At 67.3% G+C, this 16993-nt stretch carries 16 protein-coding genes; 3 read left to right on the top strand and 13 right to left on the bottom strand.

What is annotated here, in order from left to right; translation table 11 throughout:
- Window positions 1-29: 29 nt before the first annotated feature.
- The 9 genes from Pdca_RS33935 to Pdca_RS33895 form a co-directional block, all read right to left on the bottom strand.
- The gene (locus Pdca_RS33935; protein WP_125911703.1) at window positions 30-1874 is read right to left on the bottom strand and encodes an aminotransferase class I/II-fold pyridoxal phosphate-dependent enzyme; all 1845 of its coding nucleotides are present in this window, start codon (window positions 1872-1874) and stop codon (window positions 30-32) included.
- A 58-nt stretch (window positions 1875-1932) separates the two neighbouring features.
- Window positions 1933-2139, bottom strand: coding sequence for a hypothetical protein (locus Pdca_RS33930; protein ID WP_085916782.1), 207 nt, complete (start codon window positions 2137-2139; stop codon window positions 1933-1935).
- On the bottom strand, window positions 2136-2549 hold the full coding sequence (locus Pdca_RS33925; protein ID WP_085916781.1) for a hypothetical protein: 414 nt from the start codon (window positions 2547-2549) through the stop codon (window positions 2136-2138). The genes Pdca_RS33930 and Pdca_RS33925 overlap by 4 nt, the downstream gene beginning before the upstream one ends.
- A complete protein-coding gene (locus tag Pdca_RS33920; protein WP_085916780.1) occupies window positions 2546-4294 on the bottom strand; it encodes a hypothetical protein in 1749 nt (582 codons plus the stop codon). The genes Pdca_RS33925 and Pdca_RS33920 overlap by 4 nt, the downstream gene beginning before the upstream one ends.
- Window positions 4295-4490: 196 nt before the next feature.
- Window positions 4491-5291 (bottom strand): polysaccharide deacetylase family protein, encoded by an 801-nt coding sequence (locus tag Pdca_RS33915; protein ID WP_208115281.1) that lies wholly within the window; start codon window positions 5289-5291, stop codon window positions 4491-4493.
- The gene (locus Pdca_RS33910) at window positions 5288-6154 is read right to left on the bottom strand and encodes a glycosyltransferase family 2 protein (protein WP_208115280.1); all 867 of its coding nucleotides are present in this window, start codon (window positions 6152-6154) and stop codon (window positions 5288-5290) included. The genes Pdca_RS33915 and Pdca_RS33910 overlap by 4 nt, the downstream gene beginning before the upstream one ends.
- Before the next feature lie 47 nt (window positions 6155-6201).
- Complete coding sequence (locus tag Pdca_RS33905) at window positions 6202-7212, bottom strand: IS3 family transposase (protein WP_125911267.1); 1011 nt, start codon at window positions 7210-7212, stop codon at window positions 6202-6204.
- Window positions 7209-7685 carry a transposase gene (locus tag Pdca_RS36200; RefSeq protein ID WP_179956585.1) on the bottom strand — a complete coding sequence of 159 codons (477 nt, stop codon included), beginning with the start codon at window positions 7683-7685 and terminating at the stop codon, window positions 7209-7211. The genes Pdca_RS33905 and Pdca_RS36200 overlap by 4 nt, the downstream gene beginning before the upstream one ends.
- 198 nt (window positions 7686-7883) lie before the next feature.
- Window positions 7884-8843: a glycosyltransferase family 2 protein gene (locus tag Pdca_RS33895; RefSeq protein WP_085916912.1), complete on the bottom strand. Its 960-nt coding sequence runs from the start codon at window positions 8841-8843 to the stop codon at window positions 7884-7886.
- A gap of 1090 nt (window positions 8844-9933) precedes the next feature.
- Between Pdca_RS33895 and Pdca_RS33890 the strand changes: the two genes are divergently transcribed.
- Window positions 9934-10653 carry a polysaccharide deacetylase family protein gene (locus tag Pdca_RS33890; protein ID WP_158092396.1) on the top strand — a complete coding sequence of 240 codons (720 nt, stop codon included), beginning with the start codon at window positions 9934-9936 and terminating at the stop codon, window positions 10651-10653.
- Window positions 10654-10985: 332 nt separating this feature from the next.
- Here the strand turns inward: Pdca_RS33890 and Pdca_RS33885 are convergent, their stop codons facing one another.
- Both Pdca_RS33885 and Pdca_RS33880 read right to left on the bottom strand, forming a co-directional pair.
- On the bottom strand, window positions 10986-12311 hold the full coding sequence (locus Pdca_RS33885; RefSeq protein ID WP_026197714.1) for an ISL3-like element ISPfr2 family transposase: 1326 nt from the start codon (window positions 12309-12311) through the stop codon (window positions 10986-10988).
- A gap of 758 nt (window positions 12312-13069) precedes the next feature.
- On the bottom strand, window positions 13070-13381 hold the full coding sequence (locus tag Pdca_RS33880) for a putative quinol monooxygenase (protein WP_006247389.1): 312 nt from the start codon (window positions 13379-13381) through the stop codon (window positions 13070-13072).
- 107 nt (window positions 13382-13488) lie between these two features.
- On the opposite strand from Pdca_RS33880, the gene Pdca_RS33875 reads away from it, so the two are divergent.
- Entirely contained in the window at window positions 13489-14430 is a 942-nt protein-coding gene (locus Pdca_RS33875) for a GlxA family transcriptional regulator (protein WP_125911746.1), read from the top strand.
- A 787-nt stretch (window positions 14431-15217) separates the two neighbouring features.
- Here Pdca_RS33875 and Pdca_RS33865 read toward each other — a convergent pair.
- Complete coding sequence (locus tag Pdca_RS33865) at window positions 15218-15457, bottom strand: SHOCT domain-containing protein (RefSeq protein WP_085916884.1); 240 nt, start codon at window positions 15455-15457, stop codon at window positions 15218-15220.
- 191 nt (window positions 15458-15648) lie between these two features.
- On the opposite strand from Pdca_RS33865, the gene Pdca_RS33860 reads away from it, so the two are divergent.
- Window positions 15649-15861: a DUF302 domain-containing protein gene (locus Pdca_RS33860; RefSeq protein WP_085916883.1), complete on the top strand. Its 213-nt coding sequence runs from the start codon at window positions 15649-15651 to the stop codon at window positions 15859-15861.
- A gap of 141 nt (window positions 15862-16002) precedes the next feature.
- Here the strand turns inward: Pdca_RS33860 and ccsB are convergent, their stop codons facing one another.
- Complete coding sequence (gene ccsB / locus Pdca_RS33855) at window positions 16003-16992, bottom strand: c-type cytochrome biogenesis protein CcsB (RefSeq protein ID WP_085916882.1); 990 nt, start codon at window positions 16990-16992, stop codon at window positions 16003-16005.
- Between the last annotated feature and the right edge of the window lies 1 nt (window position 16993).

Raw genomic sequence — 16993 nt, 5'->3', positions numbered from 1 at the left:
CCGAGCGGTCGGATGTGGGTTGTCGACGCTCATCGGATGATTCCTCCTGGGCTCGTGGCGGCGGACGCAGGCACAGCGTGATCGAATTGACGGGGCGCCAGCTGTGAGACGGCGTCGCGGAGCCGGTCGTGGTCGGCCGGTGTCCGTACCGCCACACGCCAGTAGCCGTCGCCGGTGCGGAACTTCTGAGACACGTCCTTGACGTGGATGAGGCGCTTCTCGACCAGCCGTGCAGTCAGCTCGCCCGTCACCTGCGGCGACGTCGTCAGGCGGGCGAGCACGAAGTTCGCCCCGCTCGGGAACACCTGCTCGACGATCGGCAGCCGGGCGAGTATCGCGCTGAGGTCGTCGCGGTCAGCGACGGTGCGCCGGAACGACTGGTGCAGCGCCGGACGGTGCTTGAGCATGATGTCGAGGAAGTTCTCGGCCATCGAGTTCGCGCTCCAGATCGGTGTCTCGTCGGCGATCCGGGCGGTCAGCCCCGGGTCGAGCGTCAGCAGCGCGCCCAGCCGCAGGCCCGGGACCCCCAGGCTCTTGCTCAGGCTCTTGATGATGAGGACATTCATGATGTCCTCGCGGTGAACGATCTCCGCCAACGGCTGCTGGCCTGAGAATTCGATGAACGACTCGTCGACGATTACCACCTTGTCCGGATTCGACCGTGCGAATTCGGCGATACAGTTGCTGTTGAGCGTCGTACCGCTGGGGTTGTTCGGATTGACGAACACCACGACCTCGGCGGCACTGGCTCTGCGCTCCAGCTCCGCCCAGTCGACGCCCGGACCGTCGGCGTATCGGTCGGCGTCGGGGAATATCCGGGTGTACTCACCGAACGTGGGCTCCGGCGTGAGAACTTTCTTCCCGGCGAACCAGGTCTTCAGCCACGGATAGCACTGAGACGCTCCGGACAGTAGATGGGTCCGGCCGTCCGGCCAGCGCAGCGCCCACGAGAGCTTCGTGTTCAGCACGGTCTGGGTCGAGCCGTAGTTCTGCAGCAGCTCCGGAAGGTGGAAACGCATCTCGGAGAACATCGCCGGGGTCGGGAAATACATATTCCGGATGAACGCGAAGTCGAGTACTCCTAGATCCCACGAGCCACCCCACGAGGACTCGAGAATGCCGTAGCGGGCCGAGGGTGTGAACTTGAACTCGGCCAGGCGTAGATCGGTCGGATCGTCGACCTCGCTCCAGAGCTCGGACTCGATGACCTCCCCATGAATCTCGGCCTGCTGCATGTAGACCAGCATGCCGAGGACCATCTCGTAGTAGCAGTTGTCGTCGATCAAGCGAGCGTAGGTGGTCAACAGGCGGTGAAGCGTGGTGGCACAGAAGTCCCGCGAGAACTTGTAGATGTTCAGGGTCTTGTACTTGTCGCTGAAGTCGAAGTTCGCCGGCTGCTGACTCGGCGGGATCACGTTCGACACCACATTGTCCGCAGTCAGGGCCACGACCGTGCCATCCATCCCCGGCCGGTACCGGTCGACCAGCGCCACGTTCTCGTACGAGCACTTCATGATCCGGTCGAGCACTGCCGGCTCGTAGATCAGGTCGGACTCGATGAGCAGGAGATCGGAGTCGAATGTGATCTGCTCGAACGCGAGCGCCATCGAGAAGATGTTGTTCGTCTTGTCGAAGCGCTCATTGTGCACGAACGTGAACGCGAAGTCCGGGTGGTTGTCACGGACGTGCTCGACGAGCTCCTCGGCGCGATAGCCGGTCACGATGAACACTTCGGTGATTCCGTGCAGGCGGAGACCGTGCAGGATCCGGTCGATGATCGTGCGTCCACCGATCGTGAGCAGTGTTTTGTGGCGGTTTTCCGTGAGCGGGCGCATACGCTGGCCGTACCCGGCCGCCAGAATGAGAGCTTTCACCGGGGAGTTCCTTTCTCCGACCGTACGGGTGGGACACCGTGAGCTGGTTCGTCGTGGGTCATGAGAACCCGTAGAATCGGAGGGCGAGGATCCCGAAGGCGACGAGCGCAGCCCAGATGGTGAGAACAGAACCGGGCGACCTCGATCGAGGGACGGTGACCGGACGCTGCTCCCGCGCGAACTCCTGGATGACGAGCAAGCCGATCACCGCGAGAACGGGAATCGCCCCCGCCGGCCCGAACACGATGTCGATGACGGTGCTCACGAGGGCACCGCCTCGTCCCGCTGGGACGACCAGTACCGCGCGATCTGCGCCACAACGGTGACGAGCACCAGCGCCAGCACGGTGCCGGACGGTGACCAGAGCCCGAGGTAGAGCTGCGCGGTCGCGAGGACGGTGGCGATCGACACACTCGTGGCGACGACCAGGGCGGCCCCGAGCCACCCGCCTGCCAGGCCCCAGCAGTCGAGGACAGCTCGTCCAGGCACGACGAGCACGAACAAGAACACGAACGCCGCGCGTACCGGGGACTGCACGTCGGCGACGACGAGCGTGCCCACGAGCAGGCCGAAAAGGGAGAGCAGCAGCGGCGCCCGATTCCCGACGGTTCGTGCTCGCGGGGCCAGGGGGCGGGCGCTCGCGGAGCCGAGGTGTCCGTTCAGCGATGTGGTCATGCGCGGGCCCCACCCGTCAGCTCGAACACTGTGACGTTGTCGTTGGCATAGATCGTCCGAAACGCCGGCGAGGTTCGCAGCGCCGCGAGCAGCCGGTCCTCGGCTCCTGGTGGGTATGGCCCCATCAGGTCCAGTTCGGCGCCCTGGGCGCGGCTGACGAGCAACACAGATCGCTGTCCGGGAGCAGATGCCATGCGTGAGGCGACCTGCGCGGCGAGCACCGCGCGGTCTGGGATGTCGATATCCACGGTGCCCTCACGCCCGATATCCGGAGTGGACTCGACCGGGTTGCCATCGACCAGCAGCCGGTAGTCGTCGTCGCCATATCGAATCGACCGCCACGGGAGCGCGCCGGTCACCGATGTGATGACCGAGCCGGGGGGTGTGAGGCGGTACATCTCCTGGACACCTACCACCTCGTCGGGCATGAAGAAGTCCATGCGCTCGTTGCCATACCGGGTGAACGGGAACACCATGACAAGCAGGAGCCCGACAACGAGCGCGGGGGCCAGCGCACTCCGACGGGCTGTCGACGGTGACGGCCCGGCCAAGCCGACTGCAGCGAGCAGCGCCATGAACGGCAACGCGAAGAATGCGATCCGCATGAGGGCCTCGCCGCCGTACGATTGCGCGGCAAGGAGCGGGAAGGCCGACAGCGCGAGCACGGCGAGCCCGCGGGCGAGATCCCGGCGTCCACTGCGGACGAGGCGGTAAACACCGACCGCGGCCAGGAACCACAGAACCAGGGTTGCCAGCAGCCGGAGCTGGACGATCAGCTCATGTCCGGGCGAACCGCTCAAACGCTGCCCGACCGTCTGCTCGAAGATGGCCGAGAGCGCGCCGGCCTGGTTGAACGTCTCGGGATGTCCCGCGGCGTAGGCGGCGGCGGCATACCCGATCCATGCCAGTGTCCCGAGCAGGACCACGAACGGGAGGGCCCTCAGGCGCGACCACCCCACAAGGAATGCAGCGCCCGTTCCGAGCACCAGCGCGAACGGCGTCAGCTGGTGACCGGCGATCGTCACGGCGGACAGCAGCAGCACCAGCGCGAGCAACGCGGTCCTCCGGCCGGGGGTCGTGACGGGGCTGCCGAGCGCCGGCGCCGCCGACGACCACAACGACCGCCACCACGATCGGTGCTGAACCGGTGGCCTGGAGACACCGAGCACCCGTGCACTGCCGAAAGTCGAGACGTCTGGGGTGAACCACTCCAGCAGCACGGCGAGGACGACCAGGTAGATGAACAGGTACCACCCCTGCGGCGAGAAGTAGTCCTGCCCGATCCAGTTGCTCACGGTGAACAGCCAAGCGGCGAGCCACACGACCGTCCGGTCGCGGAACATCCGGTGACCGATGGCGACTAGCGGCACCAGGTACAGCAAGTTGTATGCGACGGGCGTCCAGGTGAGCGCCGCTGTCGGATCACCGACGCCGGTCGCCTGCCAGAGGAACGCGGTCAGCGCGAAGAACGCCGGCCAGTTCTGGTAGGCATCCAGGTTCAGATCGACCTCGCCCCGGTTCACGATGTAGTCGGCGATACCGATATGGCGCCACGCCACCTGGAACCGCATCTCTGGCTCGGCGACCACGCCCAGACCATGAAGTACCAGCACGGTCGCCATCAGCGACAGAACGATCGCTCCCGTCCGTCCGCCACGCAGCGCCACCATGAAGGACAGCCCGACCAGGCCGAACCCGCCCCAGGCCCCGGGCGGCAGGACGGACGCGAGGCCGACGTCGGTCACGGCCAGGAGCGGGAGATCGGTGATCGACCTCCACCAGACGACGACTCCACACAGAACGAGAAGCGCTACGGCGAGATCGACGCGGGTGATCTGTGGGGTGCGCAGCGCTGAGGGTGCATCGCGCCACGTCCGCGCTGGTCGACGCCGGCGCAGCGGCCGGGTGACGGGGACGGCCGGTTGTGCCCGCGTGTTGGTGTCAACCACGGCGCACCCGGCGCATCAATGAGCGGGACCGGCGCACGACGGTCCACCCGTTCGTCAACGCCCGGTCGATCCGAAAGACGCGGTGGAGCTCCTCGCACGAGGCGATTCGGCGGAACAGGGTCGGCGATGTCGAACGCCGCACGGTGAGCCGAGGAACCGCGAACGGGTCGGCGTCTCGCTCGGCGACGGCGTTCATCACTGCTGCGGCCTGCTGGTAGCCCGCTTCCGCTGTGGCATCCCTGACGCGGCGGCTGGAGTAGCCGAACGGGTACGCCAGACTGGGTACCTCGATACCGAGCCTCTCCTCGAGCAGCGACCGGCTGTGGATCAGCTCGGCACGCAGAGCGCGATCGCTGAGTTGGTCGAGTTCCGGGTGGCTGTGGCTGTGTGCCGCGACCTCCAACCCGGCGTCCGCCAGCTCCCGCACCTGCGTCCACGCCATCATGCGGTCCAGTGGTCGGCCGGCGGCCTCCATCCCGGAGTCCCGGAGCCATCCGGTCGTGACGAACACGGTGGCCGGGAACCCGTGCTCGGCGAGCAGCGGCAGTGCCTCCTCGTGCACGTCGGCGTACCCGTCGTCGAAGGTCAGCACGATCGGCCGCTCGGGCATGTCGCAGGCATCGTGCCGGGCGCGGTTGCACAGGTCGGTGAACGTGAGGCCGGTGAAGCCGTTCTCGCGCAGGAACTGCAGGTGTGAACGCAGCTGCTCTGGCCGGACGGAGAGTTTTCGCGTGGTCGCGGGTGGATCTTCTTTGACGGAGTGGTACATCAGGATGGGGACCACGTTGGTCACGGGGCGGCCCCCCACCACCTCTGCCGGGCACAGCCGACCGCGTACCCGGCGGTCGCATAGGCGACTCCGGTGACGATCGCGCCCGCACGCCGGAACCCGTTCAAGCGCCCGGCGAGTCCCTCGCGGATGCCGCGGACGACACCGCGCCGCAGAACGACGGTCGTGTACGTCCGCTCGGCCGCCAATCCGTCCTGTACACCGACACTCTGCGAGACGAGTGCCTTGGACAGGCCCTCGGCATAGCACCGTGCCCGGAAGTAGGCGAAGCGCTCGCGAATGAGGGGAACACGGTGGTGGATCACTGCGCGCGGTTCGAACACGAAGCGGCCACCCGGCCTACGTTGGCTCGCCCGGATACAGAGCTCGGTCTCCTCGCACCCCAGGGGGCGTCGCTTGTCCGAGGTCCGACCGATGTGCGTCGGGAACCCGCCGACGAGGTCGAACACCTCCCGCCGGAACGACGCATTGCCGCCCAGCAGGTTGCGCACGACGCCGGGGTCCCGTCCGACGAACGTGCATCCGACGACCCAGTCGAACTCAACGGGCCACCACTGTGGACGGTCGGTTGCCCACGCCGGGAGCGTCAGGCCGCCGACACCGAGGACGTCGGGATCGGTGAATGACTGGGCGAGCGCAGCGAGCCAGCCGGGCTCGGCGACCGCGTCGTCGTCGAGGAACACGACGACGTCACCCTGGGCCAGCGCGATACCGGTGTTCTTGCCGCCGGAGAGGCCCCGCGGGCCGAGGTTGTCGACCACGGTCACGTCGAGCTCCGCGGAGAAGCGGTCGCGCAGGTCCGGATTGTGGTCGACAACCAGGATCACCTCGAGGGGGGCCGGAATCTGCGCCTTCACCGATGCCACGGCCGCCAGCGTGTCGGTAGCTGTCAAGTCAACTGAGACAGTTGATCTTACTGAGTTGGCTGTAGGACGGGTTGATTGATCCACGCCTGCTCGGGCAGGCGCGGCGGGCTGGGCCGGCGACTGAATCGCTCGGGATACTGGGCGTGTGCGCGGTCGAGGACGGTCTGACGCTGAGCCCGGACCTCGGTCGCGGTGTCGAAGTGGATCGACGCCGGGGTGTGCATGCCGATGCCGGAGTGCCGATGCTCGTGGTTGTAGTGCTCGAAGAACCGCTCGCAGAACGCGCGGGCATCAGCGAGCGAGCCGAACCGGTCCGGGAAGTCCGGCACGTACTTCAGCGTCTTGAACTGCGCCTCGGAGAACGGGTTGTCATTCGAGCACTGCGGCCGGGAATGTGACCGGCAGATACCGAGATCGACCATCAGCTCCGATACCGGTTTCGAGGTCATCGACCCGCCCCGGTCGGCATGAATCGTCTGCGGGATGACGTGGTTGCGGGCGACTGCGTCGGCGAGGAAATCCTTCGCCACGACGGCATCCTCAGCGTTCGCGGCGAGCCATCCGACTACGTAGCGGGAGAAGATGTCGAGCACCACATACAGCTTGTACCACTCGCCCTTCCGCGGGCCCTTCAGCGCGGTGATGTCCCACGACCACACCTCGCTCGGGCCATGAGCGACCAGCTCCGGGCGCACCCGCGGCGGATGCGTGGCCTGGGCGCGCCGTTCCCGGTTCTGACCCGCTGCGCGGGCGATCCGGTACATGCTCGACTGCGAGCACCACCACCGGCCCTCGTCGAGCTCCCGGGCCCACACCTGCGGAATGGCCAGATCCCGGTAGTCCTCGGAGTTCAGCAGCGCGAGCACGGCGGCACGCTCGTCGTCGGTGATCGTCGAGGGCGGGAGCCGGCGCGCACGGTGCGGGCCGTGCAGCGGCCCGAGCGTCACCCCCGCCGGGTCGGCGCGGCGGTAGTGCGTGGCCCGCGACCGACCGGTCAACGCGCACGCCGCCTTGATCGACACCTCAGCGGCGCGCAACTCGGTGAACGCGCCGTTCAACGCCGCTTCCGCGGCGCCGGTGGTTCCTGGTCGTCCGCGCTCTCGGACAGCTGCTCCAAGAGCGCGTGCGCTTTTCCCATGATGTCCAACGCGGTCCGCGTCTTCGTCAGGTCGGATTCGAGTTTCGCGTTCCGGGCCCGGAGCCGTTCCAACTCGGCCGCCTCCGCCGACCGCTTCGGACGTTTCGCCGACCGCCTCGAATCGGCTACGCCCTCCAGCGCGCCGACGTCCCGGGCCCGGGTCCACTCGATCACGTGCGACGAATACAGGCCCTCCCGGCGCAGGACCGCGCCCTTCTCACCGTTCGGCGCGTTCTCATACTCCGCGACGATCGCCAGCTTGTATTCCGCGCTGAACGACCTACGCGACGGACGCGGCGACGGACCACCAGCCGACCGCGGACCCGACGACGACGCCGTCGACCCGCTGCTGCCGGCCCCCGCACCGCGACGCTCCTCCGATGACACGAGCACCAGGATCTCCGATCACGCCCTCTACTGTGAACCGCTGACTTCAACCTGTCTCAGGTGATCTTGGCAGAGAGGGTGTCGTCCCACCGGTTGTCGTCGAACGCACAGATGATCGCCGACATACTCGGTGTGAACGGATCCGGGGAAGCCTCCCCCGCACCGGAGGAAAGCACCGCAGCCGAGAATCGACCGAACGGCTCATCACGAAGCATCCTGCGCAACTCCCCGGTCTCGATGGGCGAGTCTGGACCAGTGGCGCCGGGACCGCAGGCCGACGGAGGGGCCGGACGTGAGGTCGGCGCCGTGGTGAGGCAGCTGAACGGCGCGGCCGAGCAAGGCGTCGGCTGGATGCCGGCCTGGGGCGATGGTGTCGTTCGCTGGAACGCCTGCAGGCAGGGGGAGCTGCCTCGTCCGGCGGCTCCGGGGACCTGCCGTGATGCGTTCGGAGATGATCGTCCTCAGGACGCGCGAGCCGTCCGCGAACGTACGGAGGTTGGTGTCGCCGTTGATGCGCCGACGCTCCAGACTAGGGACCTCAGTGACACGCAGCCTCCTGGCGGCGACCCGGCAGCTCAGCACCGTCTCGATCTCGAAGCCGTCGCCCCAGAGCATCTTGTCGGCTGGGAGGTCGGGGACCTGCACGGGAGGTAGCTTCAGCTGCGGCAGGATCTGGCGCCAGAAGGCGTTGTAGCCGTAGCAGAGGTCGGAGAAGGACGTGGCGAACATCAGGTTCGCCACCGAGTTGAGCCCGGCGTTGCCGGCTTGGCGCAGCAGGCTGATGTCGTCGCTTCCGCACGTGTCGGCACCCGACCTGGCGAAGCGCGTGCCCTTAGCGTAGTCCGCGCCGTCGGTCAACGCTCGGACGAATCGTGGGATCTCGGCTGGGTCTGCGGAGCCGTCGGCATCGAACATGACTACGATGTCACCGGTGGCCGCAGCGAATCCGCAGACCAGGGCGTTGCCTTTACCTCTCCGGGTCTGTTGCAGGACCTTGATGCCGGGATGATGACGCCGTGCGACTTCGACGGTGCTGTCCGTCGATCGCCCGTCGACCAGAATCACCTCATGAACATCGGGAAGCTCGGGAAGGATAATCCGGAGGTTGGTGGCCTCATTCCGAGCAGGTATGACGATGGAGATATCGGGCGGTCTTTCGATCATGGGGGCACCTCTCACCGTGGGAGGGACGCAAGCACGAGGCGCTGTGCCACTCGACCAGTGGGTGCGGGTTCGTTACGGGCGCAACTACAGCGGGGGACGAAAAGGTGAGTATTACGCTGTTCGGTCGAACACCGTACGCCCATCTGTCGAACTTGCCAGTCACAAACCGTGTGCGCTCATGCACATGCAGGGAGTCGAGCAGCTCCGTCGGCCGCGCGGATCCCCACGACCTCTTGAACGCCAATCCGTCCACGTGAAGTAGATCCGAACGCCAACAACCGGCTCCATGCCGGGGAGCCATCAGCGGGGACCACAAACTGGCCGTTGACAAGCGCTGCGTGCCGCCGAGGCGCCCTGGGCGGGACGCCTGTTGGGCACCTTCCTGACTTCGCGCGGGCGCGATGCGCGCTGGTAGATGGCGGTTGAGCGTGTCATGGGTTCTCTCGACGCGGAGCGGAGAAGTAGTCGGGGTGCCTGGTATCGATCGAGGCTCGCAGGCGCCAGCTGGGTGTCGCTGGAGATCGGGTTCGCCTTCACTATTTCGGCTCGACGTTCAATGCGACCTCTTAACACAAATTGTCCCGCACACCTCCGGGGCGATGCCATCCACGCTGGATCATTCGGGTGAACATGCAGGAGCAGGAGTCGCCTCGCCATGCCGCCCCACCTCCAAGAATGTCGGGGCCGTGATTGTTCGAGATGGCGATCGCCGCGGCGGCGTCTGTAACGCGCAGACCGGGCACTTCGAGTGGATCCGCAGCCTGCCGGCTCGTCCAGCGGGCGCCTACAAGAGGTTACGAGGTATCACGCCGCGAGTTCGTGACACTGGTCGGATCTGACCGTTTTTTTCCAATCCATCGGTCCGATAAAGTAGAACTATCCGGAGAACGACGTGGACTGCGAATCCAGCCCCCGAGCGGGGCCCCTCCATGGCCTCCATGGTCGTGCAGAGATGCTTGCGCGTATACGGCTGGGGCAACCGCGCCCGTCGCCCTACCGGGAGGCGCGCGCGATATGGCGTCTGCCGATCCTCAGGTACCGCTCCGTCCCACATCACAGCCCTGAGACCGCGGCTGCGAGGACGGTGCCCGTGTCACTGCTCGAGGAGCACCTGCACTTTCTCACCACGACCGGATGGAAGCTTGTCGGTGTCACCGAGGCGCGGCAACTCCTCGAGGAGAACCGTTCCCGCCCTGTCATTGCCTTGTCGTTCGACGACGCGCTGCTGGACTTCCTCAACGCTTACGACCTCCTCCGGAGATTTGGCGCTCGCGCTACCCTCTACGTTCCGACCGGTGCAGTCGGGCGTCGAGCCTCGCGTTGGGAACCACGTGAGCGATCGCACCTCGGCTGGGACGAGCTCGCGCACCTGGGGAGAGCGGGCGTGGAGATCGGGAGCCGCGCAGTCAACGCTCGGGCCCAGAACGGCCTGCGTGTCGCGACAGACGAGGTCCAGGCCAGCAAGAACGAACTCGAGGATCGGCTCGGCTTACACGTTGAGTCCTTCTGCTACCCGGCCGGCGTCTCGAGCGCACAGATGCGGAGCGCCATCTCCCGCGCCGGATACGCCAGCGCATGCACGACCGAGTTCCGAGTGGCCAGCTCCGCGGACGACGTGCTCGCGCTACCGCGGCTCCGCATCCGCCCAAACAGCACCGGAGCCGGCATCGAGGAACAGGTACAACGAGACCGGGTCGGTTTCAGCCCGCCGATACGCCGGACCGCCAGCTCGGTGTGGCATATGACCTGCCGCACGGCCTCGCGGATCACCCACGGCACGCCGCAGGGATACCGAGCCCGGCGAGACTAGCGAATTGGGCGCATCGCGTAGATCGCCAGCCAATACTGACATGGCCGCGAGGTCCTCGTCCGACCCTGACGTTCGGCGCCGCCACCGCCCCAGCTCTCGAGCGGGATGTCGGATACGACGACACGGTCACCGGCGACACCGACGCCTGAATCCTGTGTGCGGTGGTGGGTCGATCAGCAGGACCCCGGCCAGACCTCCGAAGAGCTGGTCGGCCACCGTGCCGTGGCAGTGGGGTGGCACCAGCGGGTGGGCGCCAGCAGGGTGATCAGCAGGAATCCGATAGAGGTAGGAGAACGAGGAACGGGCTCGACCCGCACGAAGGGATTGCCGGCTCATCCCAATCGGGGGTGTAGGAGTTGGGGTCTGAAGCCGCCGGTCTCGAGCAGGCTTCGGGCGATGTAGTTGGTCAGGTTGCGGAACCCGAGTGCGGAGCCGCGCAGGTGTTCGAGCCGTCCGTTGAGCGCCTCGGTCGGCCCGTTGCTGGTGCCGGGTCGTTCGAAGTAGGCGAGCACGTCGGCGGCTCGCTTCTTCAGGGTCCGGCCCAGGGTGGTGAGCTCGGTGAGCACCTTGGGGACGCCGGCGCTGAGGTCGGTGATCAGCTTCTCCATGAGCTCGCGGCCACGTTGCCGGTCCTCGTGGCGATAGGCGGCGATCATGCGCTGGTAGACACCCCAGGTCGCCTCGACCTCGACGTGAGCGTCATCAACGAACAGCGCGCGTAGCCTGTCGCTCTGCTTGTCGGTGAGCAGGTCCGCGCCGGTGTGCAGCGTGCGCCGCGACTTGTAGAGCGGGTCGTCCCTGAACCCACGGTGCCCGTGGATCGCGAGTTGGACCCGGCGCCGGCACCTGTCGAGGGCGTCACCGGCCAGGCGCACGACGTGGAAGGGATCCATCACCGTGACCGCGTCCGGGATCTCCTCCGCAGCGGCGGTCTTGAACCCGGTGAAGCCGTCCATCGCGACCACCTCGACCGCGTCACGGAAGGCGTCGTCGCGGTCGGCGAGCCAGGTCTTGAACGCCGCCTTCGACCGGCCCTCGACCATGTCCAGCAGCCTTGCTGGGCCGGCGCCATCGCGGACCGGGGTGAGGTCGATGATCACGGTGACGTACTTGTCGCCACGCCTGGTGTGGCGCCAGACGTGCTCATCGACGCCAATGACCTTCACGCCCTCGAACCGCGTGGGGTCGTTGATCAGCAGCCGATTGCCTTCGGCCAGGACCGCGTTGTTGGCGGTGTCCCACGCGACCCCGAGTCCCTCGGCGACACGGGCGACGGTGAGGTGTGCGACCACGATCCCTTCCAGCGCCCACCGCAACCCGGTGCGCGAGAGCTTCGCGCGTGGCTCCGCCGCGGCGCTGGTGTCTTGGCGCCACACGTGTCCGCAGTCGGCACAGCGGTAGCGGCGCACTACAACTTCCAGCACGGTCGGTCGCCAGCCCAGCGGCTCGTGGGCCAACCGCCGGATCACGGTGTCACGAGCAGCGCCTTCGCTGCCGCACCGTCGGCAAGACTGATCTGGTTCCACCACGCGGCACGCGAGGACCGCACGATCCGGTTCAAGTCGTTGCCCGGTCACGCTCAGACCGAGGCCGTCGAGTCGAGCGAAGGCGGTCAGGTCAGGGCGGCCGAAGCCGGCCGGCGGGGTAGCGTCGGACACGTCGAGGTCTTTCGGATGGATGGCGTAGGAACCTCCATCGTCGGGAGACCTCGACGTCTATCTGCGGACCGACGCGCCGACCTACACCCTCATCTGGGAAGAGCCTGATTAGGTCGTCGGTTCGATTCCGACAGGCGGCTCCGGCGAACAGCCCCTGACCTGCGCAAACGCAGGGCAGGGGCGGTTCGGTTCTGGTGGTCGCGCAATGCGCTGGCCTCACGGCTCTGCCCGACACCGACGTCGCTCTCCTCTGCGACGGACCCCTCGCCGGCTGAGCGCTCGCGGCCGGCATCCTGTCCGTGTGCCGATATGCCTCGCTCCGCTCGGCAACGCAGCGTGGCGTTGTGTCGCGACCTGGACGTGCGAGGTGTCAACGGTGCGTCGGCGCAGCGATCGTTGTGTGCGCAGCGAGATGCTCCATGCCGCACGCGCGGCGCGCACGAACGCAACGCCCCGGAACGCCAACGACCCGTCATCGCTGCGACGCGCAACGCGTCTCCCGTCACGGCAACGGATCGCAACCACGACCCGTCCACGGCGCCTCGCGGGACGGAGGGCAAGTTGACACAGTTGCGCTGCCATGGAACCGCGCTGGCTCTCTCGATGACCACCGGTGAAACAGTGCCGCTCCAGGCTTGCGCCTGGTGTTGCCTGGCCTCCTCGTGATCGGCCCGTCGGGGATCGTCAACGTGGTGCGGGTGTCGAGGCGGTCGGGTCCGACGGCTCGGCGGGGCGCGATCGTCTCGTGCGTTGGCGGACTACGGGAGCTTGGACGCGAGGACGTCGGCCGCCAGGATCTCGGGTGCTGCGCCGAGGAGGTGCTGGTTGGCCATCAGGGCTGCGACGATGGCGCCGTTGGCGTGGGCGTCGCGAGCGGCCTCGTCGGGGAATGCATCGAAGATCCAGAAGGTGTCGGCGTGGGTCCTAGCCGCGAACCAGACAATCGTTCCTACTTCTTCGTTGGCGAGTGCGACAGCGCCAGCGAGCAGATCGGCGAGCGCGTCGTGCTGTCCATCGGCCGCGACGATCTTGGCGACGAAGGCATACGGAAGTGATGCGGGTGTGGACATGAGGGGTTCTCCTTGAAGTCGGGGTTCTTCGTGGGGCGAGTTCAGCGTATGACGAGCGAGGGCCGGTGGGGAGTGGCGTATACGGCAGTATTGCTATTGTTCGCGCCATGCGTATCGGACTGATCGCGATCGACGGCTGCTTCGGTTCGGCGGTCGCGTCGGTCATCGACATCGTGCGGGTGGCCGACGGAGCCCGCGGCGATGTCGACCCGCGGATCGACCCGATCGAACTCGCCATCCTCGGACCGAAACGGCGAGTGACCACGACGGCATCGATGACCCTGTCGGTGGACCACCCGCTGTCGGAGTCCGGAGAGTTCGACGTGGTCGTCGTCCCTGCGCTTGGAACCCTCACGGCCGCCGCGACCCACGACGCCCTCCAGAGCCGAGATGCTCGTTCGGTCATCGCCTCACTCGGGCGCCTCGACGACGCGACCACCCGGATCGCCGCGGCGTGCACCGGCGTGTTCGCCGTCGCCGAGACCGGACGGATGCATCATCGGCGGGCGACGACCAGCTGGTTCCTGGGGCCGGAGTTCCTGAAGCGCTATCCGACCGTCGCCCTCGATCTCGACGCCATGGTCGTGGTCGACGGGAACCTCGTCACCGCCGGCGCCGCCTTCGCCCACATCGACCTCGCGCTCTCACTCGTGCGATCGATCAGCCCCGACCTGGCCCAACATGTCGCCAAGCTCCTCATCATCGACGAGCGCCCGTCGCAGGCGGCCTTCGTCGCCTACGAACATCTCCGGCACGAGGACCCGATCGTCGTCGAGTTCGAACGCTTCGTGCGCGTCCGCCTGGACGAACCGTTCAACGTCGCCGTCGTCGCGCAGTCGCTCGGCACCAGCCGGCGCACCCTCGAACGACGAGTCCGTGCGGCGCTCAACCTCACTCCGCTCGGCTTCGTCCAACGGCTTCGCATCGAACGAGCTCGGCACCTCTCAGCAACCACGGACCTCACCTCCGCCGAGATCGCGCGACGGGTCGGCTACGCGAACGCCGAGACTCTGCGCTCCCTCCTGCGCAGGGAGCGACGCCGTTCCTGACCTATCGCCATGCCTGTAGCCGGTGTCCTAGCGCTCGGTTGGAACCACCTCTCAGCACGTCGCGTCGACGCTCCTGCGTCGCCCCTGGACGACCCACTCGACACGCCCGCAGCACAGGCCATGTGACGTGCCCCGGCTTCCCGGACGGTCGGGGTTGGGTGGCTGTGATGTCGCTGCGTTCTCGTCGAGGGGGTCAGCAGACCCGATCAGGGTCGATTGGGATGAGCCGCGAAGGCGGTCAGGTCAGGGCGGCCGAACCCGGCCGGCGGGGTAGCGTCGGACACGTCGAGGTCTTTCGGATGGATGGCGTAGGAACCTCCATCGTCGGGAGACCTCGACGTCTATCTGCGGACCGACGCGCCCGGCCGACCTACACCCTCATCTGGGAAGAGCCGGATTGCCCCAGTTGGCCTGCGGAGACCACACGCAGCCCGTGCGCGTGCAGATCGGTGAGCTGATCGAGATAGTTAATCGCCGTACGGCGAGCTCGTCGCCCGGCCGTAACCGCAGAGTCGAGCCCGGCGACGAGCCGTTGTAGCCCAGCGCTGCGGTGGGTTGTCCACCCAGGGTCGCGGCCAGCCGCGGTAGTCAACTCCACGGCCAGCCTGCCGTCGCGGCTGGCGAGCACACCCGGGTCGCGCCCGGGTCGCCTTGTGGGAAGCTGGGGCCGCCCGGGGGCTGGGGCCCCCGGGTCCAGCCAGCCAGCCAGCCAGCCGCGCCCGCCGTCAGCGCAGCAGCGCCGAACCCGGTCAACGTCAGGGCTCGGCGGCGACTGAGATGCCTGCGTTCATGTCAGCTCATCCCGACGACGCCGATACTCCTCGTCATCGATCTCGCCGCGCGCGTAGCGCTCGTCGAGGATCTGCCGGGCCGTGACCCCAGCCTCGAGGGAAGCACCGGGACCGACCACGGATCCGGAGGAGCCGCGCCCACGAGCCAGCTGTGCCGTTCCATAAACCAGCAGCGACACGCCGAGCAGCAGGAGGATCGGCCAGAACCAGCCCCAGCCCATCATTGATCCACCCATCACAGTCGTGACCTCCTCGTGTTGACCTCACATCGCTGGCAGTTGTGAGCACCGCGCCGACGGCGGGGCTCAGGGCATAACGGCGATACTCCACCGCACGCACGTTGGTATACCCCAAGGGGGTAACGTTACTGTGGTCAGGCGCGACCCCTGGCACGCTCCGGCGCTTCGGCGAGGAGGTCAGGTACCCCATGCAGATCGCTCACACCGTCGCTCTCGACCATCAGCAGGCCATCAGTGCCGTCACCGCCGCGCTGGCTGAGCAGGGGGTCGGCGTCCTGACCACCATCGACATCAAGGCCGACCCGGGCGCTCTGCTCGGGATCGACTCCGGCGACCAGCCGAGCTCGGCGAGACCGCCACAGACGCTGGCGCACGCCCGCGCGGAGCCCTCGGCTCCTTGACCGAGTGAGTTCGCGGTCGTCACTCCGGTCCTGGCCGACCAGGCGGCGGGATTGGCCCGCCTCGCGGAGAGCCCATCCAGCACCGGACGAGGACGTGGCTTGCGGTGCAGCTTGAGGTGTGAATCTTCGCCCGATAGTCGCTCACACTCCTGCATAGGAGTGCAGCCCGGCGACCACCATGTTGATGAAGAACAGGTTGAACACGATCGTGGCGAAGCCCGCGGTGTTGATCCAGGCTGCGCGCGCGGTCCGCCACCCGGCCGTGGCGCGGGCGTGCAGATAGGCGGCGTAGAGTACCCAGGCGACAAAGGACACGACTTCCTTGGGGTCCCAGCCCCAGAACCGACCCCAGGCGGCCTCGGCCCACGCGGCGCCGGCGATGATGGCGAAGGTGTAGAGCGGGAAGGCGAGTACCGTCACCCGGTAGGCGAGCCGGTCGAGCGTCTCGGCCGACGGCAGCTTCGTGGCCAGCACGGCGGGCTTTTCGCTGCGCTTCACTATGAACAGCAGGCTCGCGACGCCGGATACCAGCAGCATGCCGGAGGCCAGCGTGATCGTGGTGACGTGGATGATGATCCAGTACGACTGCAACGCTGGCACCACGGGCGCAGCGTCGAGATAGAGCACCGTCCCCGCGAGGAACATCAGCAGCACGACCGGCGTCAGCACGAACACCCCGGCCGGACGGATCGCGGGATGCCGGTAGACCAGCACCAGCCACGCGGCGACGGCCAACATGCACAGCGCCGAGACGAACTCGTACATGTTGCCGAGCGGCCAGCGGTAGGCCGCGAGGCCGCGCAGTACGATCGACCCGAGGTGCAGCAGCACCGCGAGGATCATCAACGAAACGCCGATGCGGCCGTAGCGGTCGACGCGGGCCCGGCCCGGTTTGCCGCCGTCGGGCGTGAGGCCCGCTGGGGACGGCTCGACGACCGCGACCTCAGTCGCCCCGCCGGCCTCCGCCGCAGAAGCGCCGACCGCCACAGGTGCTTCCGACGTGCGCCTGCTGCGGGCGATCCGGCGCGACGCGTACTCCAGCGATGTGAATACCATCGCCAGTAGCAGCACGACGAGCGTCGCCTGGAACAGGCGGTCACTCCACATCGCGGTGATCGGGTCCACGAGCATG

The sequence above is a fragment of the Pseudonocardia autotrophica genome (assembly GCF_003945385.1).
In the GTDB taxonomy this organism is placed as follows: domain Bacteria; phylum Actinomycetota; class Actinomycetes; order Mycobacteriales; family Pseudonocardiaceae; genus Pseudonocardia; species Pseudonocardia autotrophica.
This window is presented reverse-complemented; position numbering and strand designations above follow the sequence as displayed.